Consider the following 21,773-nt stretch of genomic DNA (forward strand, 5'->3'; position numbering starts at 1 on the left):
GCCGGAGACTATAATGATCGAAGGATTAAATTCGACCAAAATTGTTTCCGCTATACGCCATGGCCCGAAATAAAACGCAAAACCTTCCCGACCTTTCCGCGCTCCTCACGCCCAAAAATCCGCTGATGCTGGCAGTCGAGCGGGCTGTGTTGCGCGGGCAGGACTGGGCCTATGCCTCGGTGCCCATTGCCGAACAGATTGCTGCACGGCTGGCCGGGGTCATTACGCTCGATCTGGTGAAGTCGGGACAACGCTTGCTGGAGAAAGATATCAGTGAGGTGCTGCACGTCAGCCGCGCTCCGGTCCGCGAAGCAATGCGAATACTGGAACGGGATCGCCTGGTTGAATTTCAGGCGAGACGTGGGGCGATCGTTACGGCACCCGACGAGAATGAACTGCGGGACATTTTCCGCGTGCGTAGCGTTCTTTACGTCACGATGCTTGAGCAGGTGGCGCGCGAAAACCCAGCCGAGCTCGAGGCGTTGCTGACCGCGCATATGCCGAGACTGACCAAGGCGGCCGAGGAGTCGGTAGACGCCTATGCCGTGGAAAGCTTCCTGCTCAATTTCAATACGGTCGACCTGTGCCGCAACCGGCTTCTGGTCGATGTCTTGCATTCCATCTCGTTGCGAACCCTGCGCTACGTCCGGCTAGGATTCGTCGCTAGGCCTCAATCGGTTCGCGCCTCTTTAAAAGTCTGGCACGCGTTGCAGAAGGCCGCGATCAAGCGGGACAACAATTTGCTGCTTTCTCTTGCGGCTTCGCGCCTGGACGATGCCCGAGATGCAGCCGTTCGCGCAATCGTCGCAAAACCGGCGGAGAGTCAGCGGGCACGCACCACAAAGGCAGCGCGAACCGCAGTGTCGGCCGCTTCTACAAAGTAAGTCGGTCCGTACGTGCCTGGAATGTCATGTCGTCGCAATCGACTTTGCTTCCCGCGCATCATCCTCTCCTCGACGTCGGGTAGGCCGACCGAAGAGCAGACACCGCACGCGGGAGCCGCCGGTTGATTGCTGCGCGCCGGCCGCGGGGATCTTGCGCCCAGTCATCCCTCTGCAGGCCGGTACACTGCGGGCAATAGTCCTTCATCTTCTGCGATTCGATGCGTGGCATCAGATCGCACGTCACATATCAAACGTTCATCAGGATCCGACGAAACGGCCTGCGGTGGCCGTGGACCATTTCGTCATAAAACCAATCAATAGTACGAACCATCGCTTCGCCCCGAGTTTACGAAACTTAAGAACGAAGCGTCTGCGCGTCCAGTTATGACGTTCGCTAACACGCATTAATAATTAATGTCGCCAAAAATTGTTGTCAGTGCTATCCTGAAATTAATGCGTGTTGTCTTGAATTCTGCGACCGCAGGGAGGACCTGGACGCAACGCTTATGCAGCGCTTGTTCGTGCTCGCGAGCATCGTTCTTTTTTCAGTGCGGTTCATCGTCCCAAACCCTTCGCGCGGCAGCGACAGTAAGCAACGGACTGATGAACGCCAGTCCTGATCGAGGATCAGACGAGCGACGGTTTGGCGTTACCCTACAAATGATCCGATGCCTGAAATAAGCATCGAAATGCCATGCAGACGGTCAAAATAGACCGCTGCCGGCTCTGACGTAGAAGGAATTGCTTCCCGCAGGCCGGACGGCATCAGGTGGCAAGATTCAATATAAATTTAGCGAAGCATCGGAGGAGACAGAATTGAACCTTTCTACAAGCAACGCAATGCCGGCCGAGCCGGCGGCGGCGACCAGTAGCGCCCGGGTCTACGCGTGGGTCGTATTCGCGCTGATGTTCTGCCTTTTACTGTCCGACTATATGTCGCGGCAGGCGCTCAATGCCTTGTTTCCAATCTTGAAAGTGCAATGGCAGCTTTCAGATACACGGCTTGGTTCGATTAGCGGCGTGGTGCCGTTGGCGGTCGGCGTGCTGACCCTCCCGTTTTCCATCGTCGCGGACCGTTGGGGGCGCGTCAAAAGCATTGCGCTGATGGCAGCGCTGTGGAGTGTTGCCACGCTCGGGTGCGCGATTGCCAGCAGCTACCACGAGATGTTCGTTGCGCGCATTTTCGTCGGTGTTGGTGAAGCTGCGTACGGAAGTGTCGGCCTTGCGATGCTCATGAGCATTTTTCCAAAGCATCTGCGCTCTACGATTGCCGGCGGTTTTACGTCTGCTGCTGCCTTTGGGTCCGTGCTCGGAGTTTCGCTTTCCGGCATCATCGCGACCCACTTTGGCTGGCGCTGGTCGATGGGGCTGATGGCGATCTTCGGCTTTGTACTGGTGATCGTTTACTTCTTTGTAGTCACCGAAAAGAGGCTTGCGCGAGCGCATCCGGACAATTCGAACGGAACGCAGCAGTCCCAGCGGATCAAACTGACGCCCCGCGCGCTTTTCGCTGGCCTGTTCCCGTGCCGTTCCGTCCTTTGTGCATACCTCGGCAGCGCTCTGCAGATTTTTATTCAGGGCACTCTTTTCGTATGGCTACCCAGCTACCTGAATCGATACTGGGACATGCCTGTCAGCAAGGCTGCAGTAGTGGCGGCCGGCCTTGTCCTTGTCAGCGGCATGGGCCAACTCCTGTGCGGTGTGATCACCGACCGGATCAGCGGAGGCTCGTCGCTTAAGCGGTGGAACATGGCGATTGGTTATTGCCTCGTGCTAGGCCTCCTGCTGGAGATCGCGTTCCGCTTGCCGCCGGGCAATCTGCAACTCGCGCTACTTGCACCCGCGGTATTTTTCCTTGCGAGCTCATTCGGCACATGTAGCGCGATTATTGCTGGAGCCACACCGCCAGCTATCCACGGCTCGGCGTTTGCCACACTGACGCTGTTTAACAATATATTAGGCCTCGCTGCGGGCCCTTTTTTCACCGGTGTGATAGCGGACGCCGTTGGTCTTCAAGGCGCGTTGCGCTGGCTTCCGCTTGCGGCCGTTCTGCCCTTGACGGTGTACGTCCTCGGCCGGCGGTGCCACATTGCAGAAGCGCGCCGCTGCTGAGCGTGCTTGCCGCCGCGCACTACGCTACGCGTTTCGTCACGATCGAAGCGATGCTTGCACATCGAGTGGACGCAGGCCGGGTTTTTCGCAGCCGTGCGTCGCGATCCGACTGCTCATTCGCGTCATTAAAAGCATCTTCCTTCGCAATTCACTAAAGACTCCTGCCAATACGGACTTGCCATGGCAACCCTTCATTCTTCGCTGCCGCTCGCGGGCGTGCGCGTGCTCGATCTTTCCCGCGTGCTGGCGGGTCCGTGGTGCGGCATGGTGCTGGGCGATCTAGGTGCGGAAGTCATCAAGATCGAGCACCCGATACGCGGCGACGATACGCGCGATTGGGGCTTGCGCGTCGGATCGACCGAAACGGCCTATTTCAATAGCGTCAACCGCAACAAGCGCTCCGTGAGCCTCCATCTGCAAACCGCCGAGGGCCAGCAGATCGCACGGGATCTCGCTCAGAAGAGCGATGTCGTGATTCAGAACTTCAAGTTGGGCGGGATGGAGAAGCTCGGTCTCGGATACGAGCAACTGAAGCTGAATCACGAGAGCTTGATCTACTGCTCGATCTCCGGTTATGACCGCACGGGCCCGGAAGCCGCACGTCCCGGCTACGATCTGGTTGTTCAGGGTGAGGCCGGGCTGATGGCGCTCAACGGCGAAGCCAGCCAGCCCCCGCTGAAGTTCGGGATCGCCGCGGTCGATATGTTCACGGGCATGTACTCGGCCCAGGCCATTCTGGCGGCCCTCTTTGAACGTCAACGGACCGGCAAGGGACATCACATCGAAATGGCGCTGTTCGATTGCGGGTTGATGATCACCTCGTATTGCGGGATGGAAGCGCTGATCACGGGCGAGGACACACCGCGGTACGGAAATGCGCACCCCTCGATCGTGCCATACGGTGTGTTCGACGCCGCGGACGGTCCGCTCGTCATCACCGTCGGCAACAACAATCAGTTTGTGCGTTTCTGCCGCGAGGTGATCGAACGTCCCGATCTTGCCGAGGACGATCGCTTCCAGACCAATATCGGCCGCGCAGCGAACCGGGAGGTGCTGGTGCGCGAAATCGATCGCGAGATCGGACGTAGAGCGCGCCGCGATCTGCTCGATCGTTTAATGCGGGCCGGCATTCCATGCGGTGAAGTCCTCGGGCTCCACGAAGCGTTGACCTCGAAGCGCGCGACGGATGCCGGACTCGTGACGACGCATCCGCATCCGGAGGTTGGCAGCACACAAGTCCTCGCTCCGCCCTGGCGCTTTGACGGCGCGCGCATGCCGGTGCGAAGCGCGCCGCCTCGATTGGGGGAGGGCACGGAGGACGTGCTCCAGGCGTTGCTCGGGCTATCTGCTGAACGAGTTGCGCGATTGAAGGCTGACGGCGTCATTTGACATTCCGCGCGGACGGAGCATCACGCCCGTCACTACGCGATCCGATGTCGGGATGCTCCGCTACCGGATCGGGCCTCTGCAACGGCACCGAGCGTGCGCTGAGATGTGACCTCTCAGCCGCAGTGATGAATTAACCCTCGTGCCACCGCAAAATGGAGTGCACCGCCATCGTCCGTGACACGCTACTGAATGATCCACATTAACGCTATGACACCAACCATTCTCATTGTCCCCGGCCTGCGCGACCATGTATCGGACCATTGGCAGACCCTGCTGGCGGCGAAGCTGCCCCGTGTATGTAGCGTCGCCCCGCTTGAGCACGACAAGCTCAGTTGCGCGGCCCGCGTCGACGCGATCGACCGTGCTCTTGCCGCCATCGAGGGGCCGGTGATCATCGTGGCGCACAGCGCGGGCGCAATGATGGTCGCCCACTGGGCGGCCAGGAGCGCAACCCGCGAGATACGCGGCGCACTGCTTGCGGCCCCTGCGGATCTCGAGACGCCCATGCCACCAGGTTACCCGACGACCGACACACTCAAAGATCACGGCTGGTTGCCGATCCCGCGCGGGACATTGCCGTTTCCGAGCATCGTCGCGGCAGGCAGCAACGATCCGCTGACGCGTCTTGAGCGCGCCCGCGAGTTCGCGCTCGGCTGGGGCAGTCGCTTCGTCGAACTCGGTGAAGTCGGGCATCTGAATCCAGCCTCGGGGCATGGCGAATGGCTGCAGGCCGAAGAGTTCGTTCGCGAACTCTCGTGGCCGAGCGATGGCAGCGCCCAAGCCTCAAACTATCGAAACGGGTGATCACCAACGGTGAAGATCTTCCCAAGGTGCCTTGGCGCCGTTTCACCTGAGCGCAACAGCGTGGCTGTCGAACTGTCGCCATGCGAGCCACCTGAGCGTTCGCTTATCCGGTGGTACTCGTCAAACCATGCATCCTGTCTGGCGAGTGCGCCCGAGTAAGCGGAGCAAGATCGAACCGCTTGTCGAACGCATCGACGAGATAGGCGCCAATCGGCAACGCTGAAGTTGCCGCTGGAGAAGGCGCGTTGCACACGTGCAGGCTGCGCTGAGACGAGCGGATCAGAAAGTCATGCACCATGCTGCCGTCTGCCATTACGGCCTGCGCGCGGACACCGGACGGATAGGGCTCCAGATCGGACAAGATGAGTTCCGGACAATATCGGCGGCACAGTTCCAGATAGCCACGTTTCCACAGCGAATTGCGCATCTCGATGAGGCCCGACGCACCGTGTTGTCCAAGCATTTTCCAGAAACCCGGGAAGGCTGCCATACCGGCAAGATCCATCAGATTTGCGTCGCGCCAACGGTAACCCTCGCGCGCCAACGCCAGCACGGCGTTTGGGCCGACCGTGATATATCCGCCGATCATGCGCGTCAGATGCACGCCGAGAAAAGGCAGAGCGGGATCCGGTACCGGATAGACCAGATGCTTCACAATGTCGTTCTTCTGCGCTGGCAGCCGATAATATTCGCCCCGAAACGGGACGATCCGAAAGTCAAGATCGACATTGCACATCTTCGCCAGGCGATCCGCCATCAGGCCCGCACAGACGATGGCATGCCTTGCACGGAAACTGCCACCCGAGGTTTGTGCCGTAATGCCGTTCTCATCCTCGTGCAACGCGTCGACACGCTGGCTCAGCAGGATCTGCGCACCTCGCTCCTGCGCGAGCCGTGCCATCGTCTCGGTCATGGCCGGATAGTCCGCAATGCCGCTGGTTGCCACACGGATCGCAGCGCGACCCGCGATACGAGGCTCGAGTTCCCGCAATGCTGCTGCATCGAGCATTTGCGGCTCGAGCCGGTTCTGCTGGCAACGTGCGTACAGCGCATTCAGTCTTTCGACTTCGACCTCTTTGGTCGCGACGATCAGCTTGCCGCATTGCTCGACCGGCACGTCATGGCGGCGCGCGAACTCATAGGTCGCGGCAGCGCCTTGCCTGCAAAATTCGGCCTTGAGGCTTCCCGGCGCGTAATACACGCCGGCGTGAATCACGCCACTGTTGTGCCCGGATTGGTGCGCCGCGAGCGAAGCCTCCTTCTCGAGCAGCAGCACGCTGAGACCCGGATGACGTTCGATCAGTTGCATGGCCGTCGATACGCCGACGATGCCACCGCCCACGATCAGTACGTCCGCGTCATACCTTCGGTGATGCCGGACGGTAGTCATTTAGCGAACACTCCGCGTTGGCGCATCAGTTCACGATGAAGCGCCGGGTGCTTCTGGAACGGCGCCCGGCCGTGCAACCAGAAATAGTTGTTGAGCACGACGAGATCGCCTACAGGAAGCGGTACCTCGCGCGTCGCCGGTGACGCTTCCATCGACGCCGACAGGTCATGCAGATAAATGGCTTCGTCTGATGATCGGGGTTGCACGAATTGATCGATGAACGACATCGCCAGACCATATTCGCTCTGGAAGAACACCGGGCGCTCGACCTGTGCATCAACGTTCTTCGAACCGGGTGCCTTGTAGAGAAATGGTCGCGTGCCGAGCGGATCGTTGAGGAACGTGTCGCGCTCGCTCCAGTCGTCGATGTGCATGAAGCGTGACTCGCCTCCGATCGCGTTCTCTTCCGCGAATTTCATCATGAGCAGCCATTCGGTCGGCTCTTCGACAAAGGTGCCGTCGGTGTGCAACGTGAAGAGCCGGTATGCCTGACGCAGATAGGAGTCGCTGTCGTCCGTGTCTTTAACGAGGAAGCGAGCGTAGTACGTGCCGGACATGGCGTCGTGATTCGGCGGTCCAAGCAGGCATCCGACTGCCGTTCCGAAACGGACGAAGTCGCGCGGGTCGGCGCTTACGCCCTGCACGCCGAGGGTAAATCCTCCCGCGGATCGATCCCGCACGAGTTGCCGGAGTGTCGATGCGAAACCGTTACCAACCACGCGCTCGAGCGCGTCCGCGAGCATGAAGCGCATGAATGGCACGTATTCGAGGTTCTGAACGTCGATGTCTTTGACTGAGGAAAAGAATTTTCGCAAAGCGTCGGCTTGCACCGTGACGTGACGCAGGCGTTCGTGATGCGGATGACGCTCGATCGAAAACTTGAATTGCGAATCGGCCGATCCGGTCATGGGTAGTGCGGTGACGGAACTCATGAAGTTGTCCTGGGGAAGAAAGTTTGGCTATTTGACTCCTTCACCGCGTTTCTTTAAATGCGTTTAAACTGGATTTTTATTCGCAAATCGAGATTAAAGATGGTCGATAGCCGGCAGCTCATGCTCTTTGTCGCATTGGCGGAAGATTTGCATTTCGCCCGCACTGCCGACCGGCTCGACATTGCACAGTCGGTGCTCAGTCAGCAGATCAAAAGGCTTGAAACCGATCTCGGTGTACGGCTGCTCAACCGCAATAAGCGCGCGACGATCACGCTGACCAACGCAGGCGACGTCTTTCTAGTCGAAGCGAAGGCAGCGCTGCGGCAACTGGAGCGTGTCGACCGCATTGGCCGTCTGGCGGCAAGAGGAGAAGCGGGTCACGTTGCGCTCGGTTATATCGGCTCGGCTGTGACGGCCGGGCTGCTGCCGGACACGCTCACAGCATTCAGGGCAAGAAGCCCGGACGTGCGCGTGCACATCGTGGCGATGGAAACGCCGACGCAGCTGGAACGTTTGTCGGACGGCACCATCGACATTGGTTTTATCCGGCCTCGCGCGCACTATCCCGACGGCGTCACGGCAAAGGTCGTGCAGAGTGAACGCTTGCTGATTGCTCTGCCGGCAGATAGCCCACTCGCACGCGCGAAAGTCGTGAAGGCTGCGCAGTTACGCGGGTTATCTTTCATTGCGCCACAGTTCAATGAGGCTGCCGGCTTCGCGGAAGATCTCGCCAGGCTCGGGCGCGTCGGCGGGTTCGATGCGCAACCGGAATATCGCGTCAATGATTTCATTACTGCGGTCAGCATGGCGTCGGCGGGCTATGGCGTCGCGCTCGTGCCGCAATCCATTCGGCGGTTCGCTCAACCCGGCGTGGTGTTCAAGCCCGTAAGCGACTTCAAGGATCAGGTTGAACTCGCGGTGGCATATCGTGCTCGCGAGCATTCGCCTTGCGTGCGGGTGTTCACCGATACAGCGCTGTCATACGGCGGCCTCGCGAAGCGTCAGGGAAGCACCGTGCATCGCGTTAGCCAACCGCGTGTGTCGTCTGGCAGCCGCTGAAGCTACATAGATTCGAGCTGAGTCTTTTTTATCTTTTGTTGTCGTCGGGCCGCGCCGCCAGCATGTACGTGGCCCAAGGCCTCTCGCCTGCGAGGGTGTCGTCTATAGGCGCATCGTGCCGCGTGCCGCCCGGCTTTCCTTCGCGCTGCAGCCGAATTGCCCGTGATACCAGCGGGAGAATGCGCTCGGCGCGGAAAAACCGAGCAGGGGAGCGACCTCGGTCAACGGCCGGTCACTTTCGATGACATGACGCGTGCACAATTCCTTGCGGATATCGTTCACGATCGACGAGAAGCTCTGCCCCTGTTCCGCCAGTCTGCGCTGTACCGTGCGGCACACCACGCCCAGGTGCTCGGCCACCTGTTCGATGCCACAGCGACCACTGGGCAACAGCAGCAGGATCGTGCGCCGTACGTCTTCGAGCATGGTCCTTTGCTGCGACATGACGGACGCGTCCAGCAACTGCTGTGCGTAGCGGACCATCGCCGGATCGGCGGAGGGGTTACGAGTATCGAGATCCGACTTCGCGCAGATGATGCAGTTGAAGTCATAGCCGAACTCGACGCAACCGCCAAAGAACCGCTGGTGCGCACTCGTGTCGCGCGGCGCGGGGTGTTCGAAGCATACGCTGCGCGGTTGCCACTCGGTTTTGAGGAGCTGGCGTATCAGCTGGACCATCACGCCCAGTGCCAATTCAACCCTTTGACGCGTAGGCTGATCCGCGTGGCCAGCGATGATCGCCTCGCGAATGATGACCAGTTCCCCGCATTCCTCGACAGCCATCGACAGTGCACCGTTCAGCAAGGTCTGGTAACGCATCAGCATGTCGAGCGAATCGCGCAGCGTCGCCTGGTCGCGAATCAGCAGTCCCACGGCTCCAAGGTTGGACAGGAGGCGCGACTCCGCCATGCACAGCCCGAAACTCTCGTTGCCTGACAGGGTTGCGGACGCCTGAAGCAGTTGTCCGACACGCTCGGCCGGAATCATGAGGTCCGGCTCGCGCAGCACACTTGGGCTCAACCCGGCGTCAAGAAGCATTCGCACCGGGTCCAGTCCGGCTGCACGAGCAACCTCGCTGAAGTTGGTCAAACTCGCGGCGCGAACAAGTGACGACATCGGAAACAAAATAGAAGAATGGCACGAAAGGATAAGTCCCTGTCATGTAATGTCAAGCGGGGGAAACCCGTCATCTCCACACTGCGGAATGCTAGGCATGCCGGTGCGAGCTGCCGGTTCAGCGCGCAATCTGTTTATGAAGGATCACGACCGCGATTGTGCCCGCGTTGATTCGCGCTGATATCAACGTGCCGATGCCCTGTCATGAAATGTGAAGTCTCTGGCGCGAGTTGCAAAGCGCCCGGGAGGCACGCTCTTTATAGTCGATTCCATTTGGCGAGTGACGGGTTTATCAACCCGGTCCGCTGCTTCATCTCCCTAAACTTACTTGCTTCCGGAGATATGACATGCATTTTCTCGACGGCTCCCTGTACCCTGAAAACCAGCAACCTCTCGTCATTACGGCCGCGCCTTACGCACCGTCGTGGGTGCCTTCCGACTTCCCGGAAGACATTCCAGTGACGATTGACCAGCAGATCCAGAAGGCGGAGGACTGCTACAACGCGGGCGCTACCGTGCTGCACCTGCACGTTCGAGAACTCGACGGCAAGGGCAGCAAGCGTCTGTCGAAATTCAACGAGCTGATCGCCGGCGTGCGTAATGCGGTGCCCGAGATGATTATCCAGGTGGGCGGCTCGATCAGCTTCGCCCCCGAGACGGAAGGGGCCGCGGCCAAATGGTTGAGCGACGACACACGCCACATGCTCGCCGAACTGGATCCCAAGCCCGACCAGGTGACGGTGACGATCAACACGTCGCAGATGAATGTCGTGGAGCACTGGGAGGACGAAGACGTCAAGGGAACCTCGATGGAGGACCCGGGGGTTTACAACGCGTACAAGGAGATGACGGTGCCCGCGCAGCCTGGTTGGGCCGAAGAGCACATTTGGCGCCTGAATGAGGTCGGCATCCAGAGTGCTTTCCAGTGCTACAACATCAACAGCTTCGAATCGGTTGAGCGGTTGATCAGGCGCGGCGTTTACAAAGGTCCGCTGGTCATGAACTGGGTGGCGATCGGCGGCGGTATGGATGCGCCGAATATCTACAATCTGGCCAACTTCGTGCGCGCGACGCCAGACGGCGCGGTGTTGACCGTGGAGAGCTCGATGCGCAACGTGCTGCCGGTCAACATGATGGGCATTGCGCTGGGCCTGCACGTGCGCTGCGGCATCGAAGACAACCTCTGGAACCAGGCGCGAACGAAAAAGATGAGCACGATCGAGCAGATCGAGCAACTGGTGCGCATCTCACGCGAGTTCGGCCGCGAGGTGGCCACTGCTCAGCAGGCGCGCGATATCAGCAAGATCGGCGTGTTCTACGACACAGCGGAAGAGACGCTGCTGGCCAATGGTTTCGCACCCAACCGTAACGGTGGCAATCAGGGCTTCCTGCGCAAGGCCGTGTGAACCGCCGAGACAGCGAGCCATATCGCACGCCCTGAGAAACGGCGGCGTTAAGTCTGACGATGCAGACACGGTCCGGCGAGTCAGCTAGCGTCCCTAGCCGCAGCCGGTATTTATAAAAATATCAGGAGACAGACATGAACGTGATGCCCGACGGTCCGGAGGCTGTCGGCAACGACGACTACCTGACGAGCAGGCGGCAGGCCTGGTTTGCCTTTGCGATGACCTTCGCACTCATGTTGTTCGATTTTATCGACCGACAGGTGATCGTCTCGCTATTTCCCCACATCAGAGCCGAGTGGAATCTGAGCGACAAACAATTGGGCTCGCTGGTTTCCATCGTCTCCATCGTGGTGGGCGCGGGTGGATTGCCCGTAGCGCTGGTGGCCGACCGCTTGGGCCGCGTGAAGAGCATCGTCGTCATGGCGATCGCATGGAGCCTGGCCACCGTCTCATGCATGTTCACGGCCAATTACAGTCAACTGTTTGTGGCGCGAGCGGTCGTAGGCGTGGGTGAAACCGGCTATGGATCGGTGGGAGCGGCCCTCATTTCGACGCTGTTTCCAAAACGCTTGCGGAGCGCCGTGCTCGGCGCGTTCTTCGCCGCTCCGTCGCTAGGTTCGGTGCTAGGCGTAATGCTGGGCGGCGTGATTGCGGCAAGGTGGGGCTGGAAGGCAGCGTTCGGTGTGGTCGGAGTGCCTGGGCTCGTACTGGCATTGCTTTACCTGTTCGTGCGCGACTACAAGACTGTGGCGCTGAAGCCGAACCTGAACCAGCCGGCCACGTCGCTGGGCGGCACGCTGAAGCACATCTTCGGCACGCTGGCGCGCACGCGCACGCTGCTGTGGGTCTGCGCCGGAGCGGCGAGCCAACTGATTACCGTGTCGGCAATCTGGTCGTGGCTGCCCAGCTACCTCAACCGTTTCCACGGCATGACCCCGGAGGCGGCCGCCAAGGCGGCAGCGGCGGTGGTACTCGTCGGCGCCTTTAGCTGCACGTTCTGGGGCATCGTGGTGGGCCGGCTTGCGCTTCGCAAGCCGCGCAACAAGCTGCCGGCGCTGTCGGTATTGTGCCTGATCACTTCAGTGATCTTCATGGCGGCGTTCGGTGGCACATACACGGGGAATACCCAGTTCAAGCTGATCCTGCTTGGCGGCTTGTTCATGAATTGCACGGTGGGCGTGGTTGCCGGCGTCGCCATGGACGTCATCCATCCCGGAGTACGTTCTACCGGCGCGGCGGTGCTTTCCCTGTTTCAAAACCTGTTCGGCCTGGCGGTGGGTCCGTTCCTCGCGGGTGTCCTGTCCGATCAATGGGGTTTGCAACGGGCACTCACGGTGATTCCTTTGTGCAGCATTCTGGCTGCGGTGCTTTTCATCATCGCTATGCGCAGTGACGACGCGGATGCAGCACAGATCTCCGATGTGAAGCTGGTTGTAGAGCCGGCGCTCGCCGACACTTTGAGCGCCAGCACCGCGGCCTGAGCGGGGAGTGTTAAGCCCGGACGACGCATCGACAACGGAGCACTTTCTCCTTCACGGACGGCGGGCAGCTTATTCCTTTCCTTGCCCCCAACTTGCCTTTAAAAACACGACATGAACTTTCTCGACGGCTCCCTGTACCCTGAAAACCAGCAACCGCTCATCATCACTGCTGCACCCTATGCACCGGGATGGCTACCCTCCGATTTTCCCGAGGACATTCCAGTGACGATGGAGCAGCAGATCCAGAAAGCCGTGGACTGCTACAACGCGGGCGCTACCGTACTGCACCTGCATGTGCGCGAACTCGACGGCAAGGGCAGCAAGCGTCTGTCGAAGTTCAACGAATTGATCGCGGGCGTGCGTGCCCGGGTGCCCAAGATGGTCATCCAGGTAGGCGGCTCGATCAGCTTCGCGCCCGAGACCGAAGGGGCCGCCGCCAAATGGCTGAGCGACGACACGCGCCACATGCTGGCCGAACTCGATCCCAAGCCCGATCAGGTCACGGTGACGATCAACACGTCGCAAATGAACGTCACGGAACATGCGGAGCTGGCGGATTTCAAGGGCACGTCAAGGGAAAATCCCGCAATCTTCAATGCCTACAAGGAGATGACGGTGCCGGCGCAGCCCGGCTGGGCCGAAGAACACATTCGGCGCCTGAGCGAGGCCGGCATTCAGAGTGCTTTCCAGTGCTACAACATCAACAGTTTCGAATCGGTTGAACGGTTGATCCGGCGCGGCATCTACAAGGGTCCGCTGGTCATGAACTGGGTGGCGATCAGCGGCGGCATGGACGCGCCGAATATCTACAACCTTGCCAACTTTTTGCGCGCCACGCCCGACGGCGCGGTGCTGACCGTCGAGAGCTCGGTGCGCAACGTGCTGCCGGTCAACATGATGGGCATCGCGATGGGTCTGCATGTGCGCTGCGGCACTGAGGACTGCCTGTGGAACCAGACACGTACGAAGAAGATGAGCACGGTCGAGCAGATCGAGCAACTGGTACGCATCTCGCGCGAGTTCGGCCGCGAGGTGGCCACTGCCCAGCAGGCGCGCGAAATCAGCAGGATTGGCGTGTTCTACGACACCGCGGAAGAGACGCTGCTGGCCAACGGTTTCGCGCCGAATCGTAACGGCGGTAATCAGGGCTTCTTGCGCAAGGCCGGTTGAACGATTGAACACGAGTTGGTCTGGCGGCAGCGCGTACGGGCTTGGACGCCCCTCGTCGATCGCCGCGCACTGTCGGGAACAACCCTGAAAAATCTAACTGGTGGATTGGTCCACGGCCCGACTTTTATCATTCAATCGTAAGGAGAGTCATGGTAAGCACGCGTGATGTGGTGGTACTCGGAGCGGCCCGGTCGGCGATCGGAGCCTTCGGCGGCACTCTCGCCGACATTGAACCGGCGGAACTCGCTGGCACCGTCATGAAAGAGGCCGTCGCCCGCTCCGGCGTCGAGCCGGCCGTGATCAACTACGTCAGCGTCGGTAACACGATTCCCACCGAAGCTCGCTTCGCTTATGTGGCTCGGGTGGCCGCCATCCAGGCCGGGCTTCCAATGGACTCGGTGGCGATGGCGGTGAATCGGCTTTGTTCGTCAGGTCTGCAGGCCATCGTGACGACGGCGCAAAGCATCCTGCTTGGCGATTGCGACTACGGCGTCGGCGGAGGGGTCGAAGTAATGAGCCGCGGCGGCTATCTGTCCACCGCCATGCGCAGCGGCGCACGCATGGGCGACGCCCGAATGATCGACACCGTGGTCGCCACGCTGACTGACCCGTTCGGTGTGGGCCACATGGGTATGACCGCTGAGAACCTCGCGGCCAAATGGGGCATTACGCGCGAGCAGCAAGATGCGCTGGCGGTGGAGTCGCACCGCCGGGCGGCGCATGCGATCGCCGAGGGGCGCTTCAAATCGCAGATCGTCCCCATCGTCAACCACACGAAGAAGGGCGAAGTGATATTCGACACCGACGACCACGTGAAGCCCGGCACGACGATGGAGACGCTGGCGAAGATGAGGCCGGCATTCAGGAAGGACGGCTCGGTGACCGCGGGCAACGCTTCGGGTATCAATGATGGCGCAGCGTTTTTCGTTCTGGCCGACGCCAGAGTCGCAGCGGCCGCCGGCCATCAGCCGATGGCGCGACTAGTCTCTTACGCGGTGGCTGGCGTGCCCAACGACATCATGGGCGAAGGTCCGATCCCGGCCACGAAAATGGCGCTCAGCAAAGCCGGCGTAACGCTCGACCGAATGGATGTAATCGAGAGCAACGAAGCGTTCGCGGCGCAGGCTATCGCGGTGGCGCGTGCGCTCGAACTCGACATGGACAAGACCAACCCGAACGGCGGCGCGATCGCGCTGGGTCATCCGATCGGCTGCTCGGGTGCTTTTCTCGCCACCAAGGCGATCTACGAACTGCAACGGATCGGTGGACGCTATGCGCTCGTGACGATGTGCGTCGGCGGTGGCCAGGGTATTGCGGCCGTGTTCGAGCGACTGTGAGGCCTAAGACGGGATAGGCGCCACAAAACGCGCGTCTTTGATGTCTATCGTGGCTATTGATCTCGCTGTGTGGGTAGGATGATGGGTATGGCGCGGTTCAGCAGCGTGGGAGTCAAACCTGGCGGGGATTTGCGGTCAACTGTTGGAATCGGCTGCCTTCCGCCACATGAGCCCTTCCGGGCTATTCCGACCTCTTCCGAAAACGTCCGCTAGATCGCTGATTTTAAAGCGGTTTATGGAAGTTCCCGCACGGAGCGCGTCACGGCTGATTGCGCGCGAAAGAGCAACGCCGCTGCCCGGCTTGCACTGCCATTCGGCAACGGTAAACACACGCAGTTAGGCGAGATTGAGCAGTTCGGCGGTCAGGGATGTGGAGTTGGCCAGGAGAGCGGACATGCGATCTAAACGCAGGGTCACGCAGCGGTGCCATAGAGCGGCAATATTTTCGATTCGAGCATCGAGATCGCCTGAATGGCGAGTTGCGACAGCGTGTGTTTGCTACTGGTTGCAATCGCGAGACGGCTGAAGAGCGTCGGCTCGGTAATGCGGATCACCTGGAAGCGCCGCTTGAGTGCATCGCTCGTAGTCGCATTGAGCGATAGCACTGCATAGCCGATACCCTCGCTGACCAGATCGAGGATCGAGGTCACTGCATCGACCTCCAGTTCGATCCGCAATCTTACGCCCTGTTCCGCAGCAGCCGCCTCGACCATCCGTCTGATCGCGTGCATGCGGCCGGGGATGATGAGCGGGTAGCGCACGATTTCCCGCAGCGTGATCGTTGTAGTGGGCTCGCGTACTGCCTCTGTGAGTGTATCGCCGCTGTCCGGGCCGATCAGAAACAGTTCCTCAGTAAAGATGGTTCGCTTGTCGATCAACGGCGTATCGAATGTGTCGTACAGGACCGCGACGTCGATGCGACCCATCATCAGCCATTCGATCAGATAGGTGGACAAGCCTTGTGCCACCGAGATAGTCGCCCCGGGAAAGGAGGAACGAAAGCTACGGACGAGTTCATGCGTGGCGACTCTCGCGAAGCTGGGAGTAATGCCGATGCCGAAATGACCGCCGGGCGCGCCATGCAACTCGTCCAGATCCTGTGAGGCGCGCTGCACCTGCTGCAGGATACCTTTGGCATGCGCGAGCATCCGCTGGCCCGCCGGCGTCAACGTCACGCCGCGGCCGGTGCGCTCGAGCAGCGTATGCCGCAATTCCACTTCCAGATGCCGCACCAGCCGGCTCAGGGCGGGCTGATTCGAGTCCAGCGTGATCGCGGCACGTGTAAAGCTGCCGAGTTCAGCGACGTGAACGAATGCCTCGAGCTGCTTCAGGTCCATTTTCGACAATTCATGTGAAATTCACATATCAGCTAGTTGAATATGGCGATTGTATCCATCCATCGTCACGGCCACAATGCATTCAACCCAGCAATCCGCCCCCTGCGGCAATGACATCGAGACGACGTGCCATGAAATCCTGCCTGCCTCCGGATCCCCACCCCGTTCGACCCTCTCAGCAACTTCCTGCCGGCGCGTGTGACGCGCATTGCCACGTATTCGGCCCTGCCGCTCAGTTTCCTTACGCGCCGGACCGTAGCTACACGCCACCCGATGCCCCTTTCGAGCGCCTTGTTGCGCTGCACGATTTTCTCGGCGCGAGCCGCGGCGTGATCGTGCAGGCAAGTTGCCACGGCACGGACAACACCGCGATGCTGGATGCGATTGCGCGCGGCAACGGACGCTATCGCGGCGTCGCGATTGTCGACGGCGACGTCACCGACGAACAGTTGGCTGATCTCGACGCGCGCGGCGTGCGCGGCGTGCGCTTCAATTTCGTCGCGCATCTGGGCGGTGCGCCCGATCTGGACGTTTTCGACCGCGTGCTCGAACGTATCGAGCAGCTTGGCTGGCACGTCGTGCTGCATCTCGATGCACAGGACATCCTCCAATACGCCGAGCGGATCGCGCGTATCAAGGTACCGTTCGTGATCGACCACATGGGTCGCGTACGCGCGGACGCCGGAGTCGATCAGCAGCCGTTCCGCCAGCTTCTGGAACTGATGCGCAATCCGCTCGCCTGGGTCAAGGTGTGCGGGGCCGAGCGCGTGTCCGCGGGCCGCCGTCCGTTCGACGATGCGATTCCGTTCGCGCGCACCCTGATCGAAGCCGCGCCCGACCGCGTGCTATGGGGTACCGACTGGCCGCATCCAAACATCAGCAAGGACATGCCGAACGACGGCGAACTGGTCGATCTGCTGTTCCGCTTCTGTCCGGACGAGGCGCTGCGCGAACAACTGCTCGTGACTAACCCGGCGCGGCTTTACCGGTTCTAGCGGGCCGTTCGGCTAACAAACTTTTGAACTGCCACACCGAGAATGGCAGTCAGGCGGAAATCCGGAGTCGACCGGCTTTTCGTTCACTGTTCGAATCAGGAGACAACGATGACCGGTATGCATCGCCATGCGGATAATGCGGCCCCCTCGGCCGATCAGGAAGCAGCGTCATGAACAATATGCTGTCATGACGTCCCCCGCGCCCAGCGCGAAGAAACCCTTCTATCGCACGCTGTATTTCCACGTTTTACTCGCGATCCTGCTCGGCGTGCTGCTCGGTCATTTCGCGCCATCGCTCGCCGTGCAGATGAAGCCCCTCGGCGACGCCTTCATCAAGCTGGTAAAGATGGTGATTGGCCCGATCATTTTCTGCACCGTCGTCACCGGCATCGCCGGCATGGGCGACATCAGGAAGGTCGGGCGTGTCGGCGGCAAGGCGTTGCTGTATTTTGAAATCGTATCGACGGTGTCGCTCGTCATTGGGCTCGTGGCCGGACATCTGTTCCATCCCGGCAAAGGCTTCAACCTGAATCCCGCGACCATCGACACGAAAGCGCTCGCCGGATTCACGACCGCCGCGCATGAACAGAACACGGTCGACTTTCTGATGCACATCATTCCCGACACCGTAGTCAGTGCATTCTCGACCGGTAACGTGCTGCAGATTCTGCTGATCTCGGTGCTGTTCGGGGCGGCGCTTGCGGCTACCGGAGAATATGGCCTGCCGCTGGTTCGCATGATCGTAGTCGTGGCGGTGCCCGAAGACATGCCAGAACGCATGGTGCGCGCCGCGTTCGTGGCCGGTGGGGAAACGGTCGTCGGCCATGGGCGGACGGGAAAAACGGTGGTGGTGACGCATGGTTGTGCTCCCGTTTGTGTCTTAAGATGTGTCTTAAGATGTGTCGTAAGATATATATCTTAAGATAGTTTGTCAAACTTCTTTTTGCGTCTTATCGGTAGGCAACAAGGTTCGCGGGAAGCGGAAAGGGCCGTTTCAGAAACACTGATTTCCTGTCTGCCCGATATGCGCCGGACGATCGCGGTCATTACCTGTGTTATCTCAGCCGCGAGCATCTGCCAGCCAGAATCCGCGTGTTCATCGACTACATGGCGGAACAAACGCGCGCGCTCGACCAGCAATGCCTGACCAAGAGGATGGCGGTGCCGGCACGCTGATTGGTGCTTTGGAGGCAACACGGTGCATCGCGGCGCAAGCCTTCCCGACGGACCGTCGCGCGCCTACGATCCACCTATACGCTGACGGCCCATCAAGGCCGGTCCGGCACACCATTCACAGAAAAAAACAATGAAGATCGTTTCAATCGGCGGTGGCCTCAGCGCCAGCGGGCTTGTCGACGAGTGGTCTGCGCCGAACCAGAACGCACAACCTGAAGACAACACGCCGGCGGCACAGACCATCCCGTGTTCGGAGACTGCGAGCTTGCGCGCACAGTTCAGCCGGTCACGAGCCGCAGCGTAGGCCAACGGCTGTCAGCTGTCAGACACACACATGACGAGTCCTTTGTTTCCACCGCCGCTCACCCTGCTCGACAAGTACTTCGGGCAGGACTTTCAGACACTGTATTCGACGACCGTAACCGTCTCGGGCGGCGAGGCGCGTCACGGTCGAGCGTCGGGTATCGTCCGCTCGGACGATGGTGAACTCGACCTCGGACTGCGCATGCCCGAACCGCTCGGCGGGCCGGGTGGCGGGACGAATCCCGAGCAGTTGTTCGCTGCCGCTTTTGCCGCATGTTTTCACGGCGCTCTGAACCTGCTCGCCGCAAAGGCGGAGATAGCGATTGCCGACGCAAAAGTGGAAGTTACTGTTGATTTCGGCCGCGATCCCGTCGATGGTCTGTTCAATCTGGTTGCGCGGGTTCGCATTCATTTGCCGGGCGTCGAACCTTGTATTGCGGAGGAACTCGTGCGTAACACGGAACGCTTCTGTCCCTACGCGAAATTGGCGCGCGAGGGGATCGTGAGCGTCGTCGCGCTTGCGCGGCCGAATGGCGCAGCAAAGCCGTAATTTCGCGCGCATTTCGTGCGAACGTGCGGACCGTTGCGACAGCAGGTTGAACCAATTATGGGGCGCCTGTGCTGCAGCCATGAGACTCGAAAGCTAGACGTGATTCGCGATGCACGCGACTGCTCCCGAAAATCGCATGAGAACCGGAGATGTGTGGACTCGACCCGTGGTCGCAGATTATCGGACGCCTAAGCTCGCATTGGCACGAGGCCGCTTCGACGGTTCGCCAGGCTTCGGAGCGCCGCAAGCGACGCAGTCGCGCAGCGGCCGCGCGTGCGGTATATGGCGTTGCGCCGATCAGGCGCATCGAATGGCAGACCGATACGACCGCGCTCGTTTCCTGGAGCGACGCTACGCGCGGCAGTTTGTTGGTCACGGACATCACCCCAGGAACGCCTCTGGCGATTTCTGCGACTTTATCGATCGGTGACACGTCCGACAGACGCGTGCTGTCACGCTGAAGGCTTGAACCGTTTTCAGGCGCAACTATGCTGTAAGAGTCTAGGGCCTGTACGCAAAAAACCCCGAAAGCTCAGATGATTTCGTCCGTGTAATGCCGGTCCAAACGGACCGGGCGCAAGGCTCAATACGAAAAAATTCGGTGTTTATGATGCGTTTCCCTCGTGCATGGCCGCTATCATGCTTGTTTGGAGCTTGGATTTACTTACTGAGCGCACATTGCGCCGCGCTGCAACCGGCATCCGCGCCACCATCTGCGTCTGCACCACCGACAGCGTCCGCGCCGATTCCTGAGAGTGCGGCACGCAGCATCGATCTGACCAACAAGCCTTGGCGCGGCGATTTCGACGCGATGCTCGAGCGTCGCGTGATTCGAGTTCTCGCCCCCTTTAGCCGCACGCTGTACTTCAATGATCGCGGACATGAGCGTGGGATGACCGCGGACACCGTGCGCGACTTTGAGCAATTCGTCAACAAGACGTACGCCGATCGCCTCGGCAACCGCCCGGTTACGGTCATCATGATTCCGACAACACGCGACCGGCTGCTGCCCGGGCTCAAGGAAGGCATCGGCGATATCGCAGCCGGCAATCTGACGGTAACTGAGGACCGCCTGAAGCAGGCCGACTTTGTTACCGCACACGCGCTTAAGCCGACGCGCGAACTCGTTCTGACCGGTCCGAAGTCACCTGCGCTTTCCACGCTCGATGACCTGAAGGGCAAGACCGTCGAGGTTCGCCGCCATAGCAGCTATTACGAAAGCCTGATTGCACTGAACAACCGCTTCCGGCAGGCCGGCAAGCCACCGATGCGGATCGTGCTGCTACCGGATGCGCTCGAAGACGAAGATGCGATGGAGATGCTGAACGTCGGCCTGCTTCAGATCCTGGTCGTCGATGACTGGAAGGCGCGAATGTGGGCGCAGATGCTGCCGAACGTCAAGGTGCACGAGAACATGGCGGTGCGGGAGGGCGGCGTCATCGGCTGGGCCATTCGCAAGAATAGTCCCCAGCTGAAGGCGGTGATCGGCGGCTTCTATGAGAAGGTCATCAGGAAGCAAAGCGTGACGGAGATCCGCCTCAAACAATACGCGCAGGGTGCGAAGCAAATTCACAACAACACGGAAAGTGCCGAACTCAAACGTTTCAGACAGACGGTGGCATATTTTGAAAAGTATGGCCAGCAGTACGATTTCGATCCATTGATGCTCGCTGCCCAAGGGTTTCAGGAATCGCAGCTCAATCAGGATGCGAAGAGTCGGGTGGGCGCGGTCGGCATCATGCAACTAATGCCCGCCACAGGGAAAGAACTCAACGTCGGGGACATCAAGGTTACCCAGTGGAACATTCAGGCCGGCGCGAAGTATCTTGATCAACTGATGACCCGCTACTTCCAGGACGCCCATTTTTCTGAGGTGGACCGGCCGTTATTCGCCTTTGCCAGCTATAACGCCGGGCCGGGGAACATCGCGAAGATGCGCAAGGAGGCCGCTGTCCGCGGACTCAACCCCGATGTCTGGTTCAACAACGTGGAGATCGTGGTGGCCGAGAAGATCGGCATCGAGACGACCACGTATGTGCGAAACATCTATAAGTACTACGCGTCCTACCGCCTTCTCAAGGAAGCGCAAGCGCAGCGAAGCCGCGTAGTTCGGCAGCAGAGCGGCTGACCGGGGGCAACGCAAATCGTGTGGCCGACGGTTCCGCCGACACGCGGCGAGGCTGCTTCGCGTCTGGTGGAATGCGGGGATCGCGCGACGTGATTTTCGCCACTCCTCAAAGAACCCATATCACATGCCAAACAATCATTAAATAAATGACATTCATGCTCTCGTGAAATTGATCGGAAACACCGAGAATGCCTCTCAGCGCGG

At 60.1% G+C, this 21,773-nt stretch carries 16 protein-coding genes and 2 pseudogenes; 14 read left to right on the top strand and 4 right to left on the bottom strand.

Features of this window, described 5'->3' with window-relative positions:
• Window positions 1-59: 59 nt before the first annotated feature.
• From B0G81_RS08705 to B0G81_RS08720, 4 genes are all read left to right on the top strand, one after another.
• Entirely contained in the window at window positions 60-884 is an 825-nt protein-coding gene (locus tag B0G81_RS08705) for a GntR family transcriptional regulator (RefSeq protein ID WP_134134518.1), read from the top strand.
• A gap of 816 nt (window positions 885-1,700) precedes the next feature.
• Window positions 1,701-2,996 (top strand): MFS transporter, encoded by a 1,296-nt coding sequence (locus B0G81_RS08710; RefSeq protein WP_243856397.1) that lies wholly within the window; start codon window positions 1,701-1,703, stop codon window positions 2,994-2,996.
• A gap of 180 nt (window positions 2,997-3,176) precedes the next feature.
• A complete protein-coding gene (locus B0G81_RS08715; RefSeq protein WP_134134520.1) occupies window positions 3,177-4,385 on the top strand; it encodes a CaiB/BaiF CoA-transferase family protein in 1,209 nt (402 codons plus the stop codon).
• A 189-nt stretch (window positions 4,386-4,574) separates the two neighbouring features.
• A complete protein-coding gene (locus tag B0G81_RS08720) occupies window positions 4,575-5,189 on the top strand; it encodes an alpha/beta hydrolase (protein WP_243856398.1) in 615 nt (204 codons plus the stop codon).
• Window positions 5,190-5,292: 103 nt separating this feature from the next.
• Here B0G81_RS08720 and lhgO read toward each other — a convergent pair whose 3' ends face one another.
• Window positions 5,293-6,579, bottom strand: coding sequence for an L-2-hydroxyglutarate oxidase (gene lhgO, locus B0G81_RS08725; protein WP_134134521.1), 1,287 nt, complete (start codon window positions 6,577-6,579; stop codon window positions 5,293-5,295).
• A complete protein-coding gene (gene glaH, locus B0G81_RS08730; RefSeq protein WP_243856399.1) occupies window positions 6,576-7,511 on the bottom strand; it encodes a glutarate dioxygenase GlaH in 936 nt (311 codons plus the stop codon). Before glaH ends, lhgO begins: the two co-directional genes overlap by 4 nt.
• A gap of 99 nt (window positions 7,512-7,610) precedes the next feature.
• Between glaH and B0G81_RS08735 the strand changes: the two genes are divergently transcribed.
• Window positions 7,611-8,570 (top strand): LysR family transcriptional regulator, encoded by a 960-nt coding sequence (locus B0G81_RS08735; protein ID WP_134134523.1) that lies wholly within the window; start codon window positions 7,611-7,613, stop codon window positions 8,568-8,570.
• 102 nt (window positions 8,571-8,672) lie between these two features.
• Here the strand turns inward: B0G81_RS08735 and B0G81_RS08740 are convergent, their stop codons facing one another.
• Window positions 8,673-9,686 carry an AraC family transcriptional regulator gene (locus B0G81_RS08740; RefSeq protein WP_134134525.1) on the bottom strand — a complete coding sequence of 338 codons (1,014 nt, stop codon included), beginning with the start codon at window positions 9,684-9,686 and terminating at the stop codon, window positions 8,673-8,675.
• Window positions 9,687-10,033: 347 nt separating this feature from the next.
• Here B0G81_RS08740 and B0G81_RS08745 point away from each other — a divergent pair, with 347 nt between their 5' ends.
• The 4 genes from B0G81_RS08745 (at window position 10,034) to B0G81_RS08760 (ending at window position 15,080) form a co-directional block, all read left to right on the top strand.
• Entirely contained in the window at window positions 10,034-11,092 is a 1,059-nt protein-coding gene (locus B0G81_RS08745) for a 3-keto-5-aminohexanoate cleavage protein (RefSeq protein ID WP_134134527.1), read from the top strand.
• Between the two features lie 134 nt (window positions 11,093-11,226).
• Window positions 11,227-12,573 (top strand): MFS transporter, encoded by a 1,347-nt coding sequence (locus B0G81_RS08750; protein ID WP_134134529.1) that lies wholly within the window; start codon window positions 11,227-11,229, stop codon window positions 12,571-12,573.
• A gap of 111 nt (window positions 12,574-12,684) precedes the next feature.
• Entirely contained in the window at window positions 12,685-13,743 is a 1,059-nt protein-coding gene (locus tag B0G81_RS08755) for a 3-keto-5-aminohexanoate cleavage protein (RefSeq protein WP_134134531.1), read from the top strand.
• Between the two features lie 149 nt (window positions 13,744-13,892).
• Window positions 13,893-15,080 (top strand): acetyl-CoA C-acyltransferase family protein, encoded by a 1,188-nt coding sequence (locus tag B0G81_RS08760; RefSeq protein WP_134134535.1) that lies wholly within the window; start codon window positions 13,893-13,895, stop codon window positions 15,078-15,080.
• A 413-nt stretch (window positions 15,081-15,493) separates the two neighbouring features.
• Here the strand turns inward: B0G81_RS08760 and B0G81_RS08770 are convergent, their stop codons facing one another.
• Window positions 15,494-16,417: a LysR family transcriptional regulator gene (locus tag B0G81_RS08770; RefSeq protein ID WP_134134539.1), complete on the bottom strand. Its 924-nt coding sequence runs from the start codon at window positions 16,415-16,417 to the stop codon at window positions 15,494-15,496.
• A gap of 131 nt (window positions 16,418-16,548) precedes the next feature.
• Here B0G81_RS08770 and B0G81_RS08775 point away from each other — a divergent pair, with 131 nt between their 5' ends.
• The 5 genes and pseudogenes from B0G81_RS08775 (at window position 16,549) to B0G81_RS08805 (ending at window position 21,569) form a co-directional block, all read left to right on the top strand.
• Window positions 16,549-17,412, top strand: a complete 864-nt coding sequence (locus B0G81_RS08775) for an amidohydrolase family protein (protein WP_134134543.1) — start codon at window positions 16,549-16,551, stop codon at window positions 17,410-17,412.
• Between the two features lie 187 nt (window positions 17,413-17,599).
• Window positions 17,600-18,166: pseudogene (locus tag B0G81_RS08780) on the top strand (cation:dicarboxylase symporter family transporter); the annotation flags it as partial.
• Window positions 18,167-18,423: 257 nt separating this feature from the next.
• Window positions 18,424-18,588 (top strand): annotated as a pseudogene (locus B0G81_RS44515) (LysR family transcriptional regulator); the annotation flags it as partial.
• A gap of 334 nt (window positions 18,589-18,922) precedes the next feature.
• Window positions 18,923-19,441, top strand: a complete 519-nt coding sequence (locus B0G81_RS08795; RefSeq protein WP_134134546.1) for an Ohr family peroxiredoxin — start codon at window positions 18,923-18,925, stop codon at window positions 19,439-19,441.
• Between the two features lie 607 nt (window positions 19,442-20,048).
• Window positions 20,049-21,569 (top strand): transglycosylase SLT domain-containing protein, encoded by a 1,521-nt coding sequence (locus B0G81_RS08805; RefSeq protein WP_134134550.1) that lies wholly within the window; start codon window positions 20,049-20,051, stop codon window positions 21,567-21,569.
• Window positions 21,570-21,773: the final 204 nt, after the last annotated feature.

Source organism: Paraburkholderia sp. BL6665CI2N2 (assembly GCF_004366535.1).
GTDB lineage: Bacteria > Pseudomonadota > Gammaproteobacteria > Burkholderiales > Burkholderiaceae > Paraburkholderia.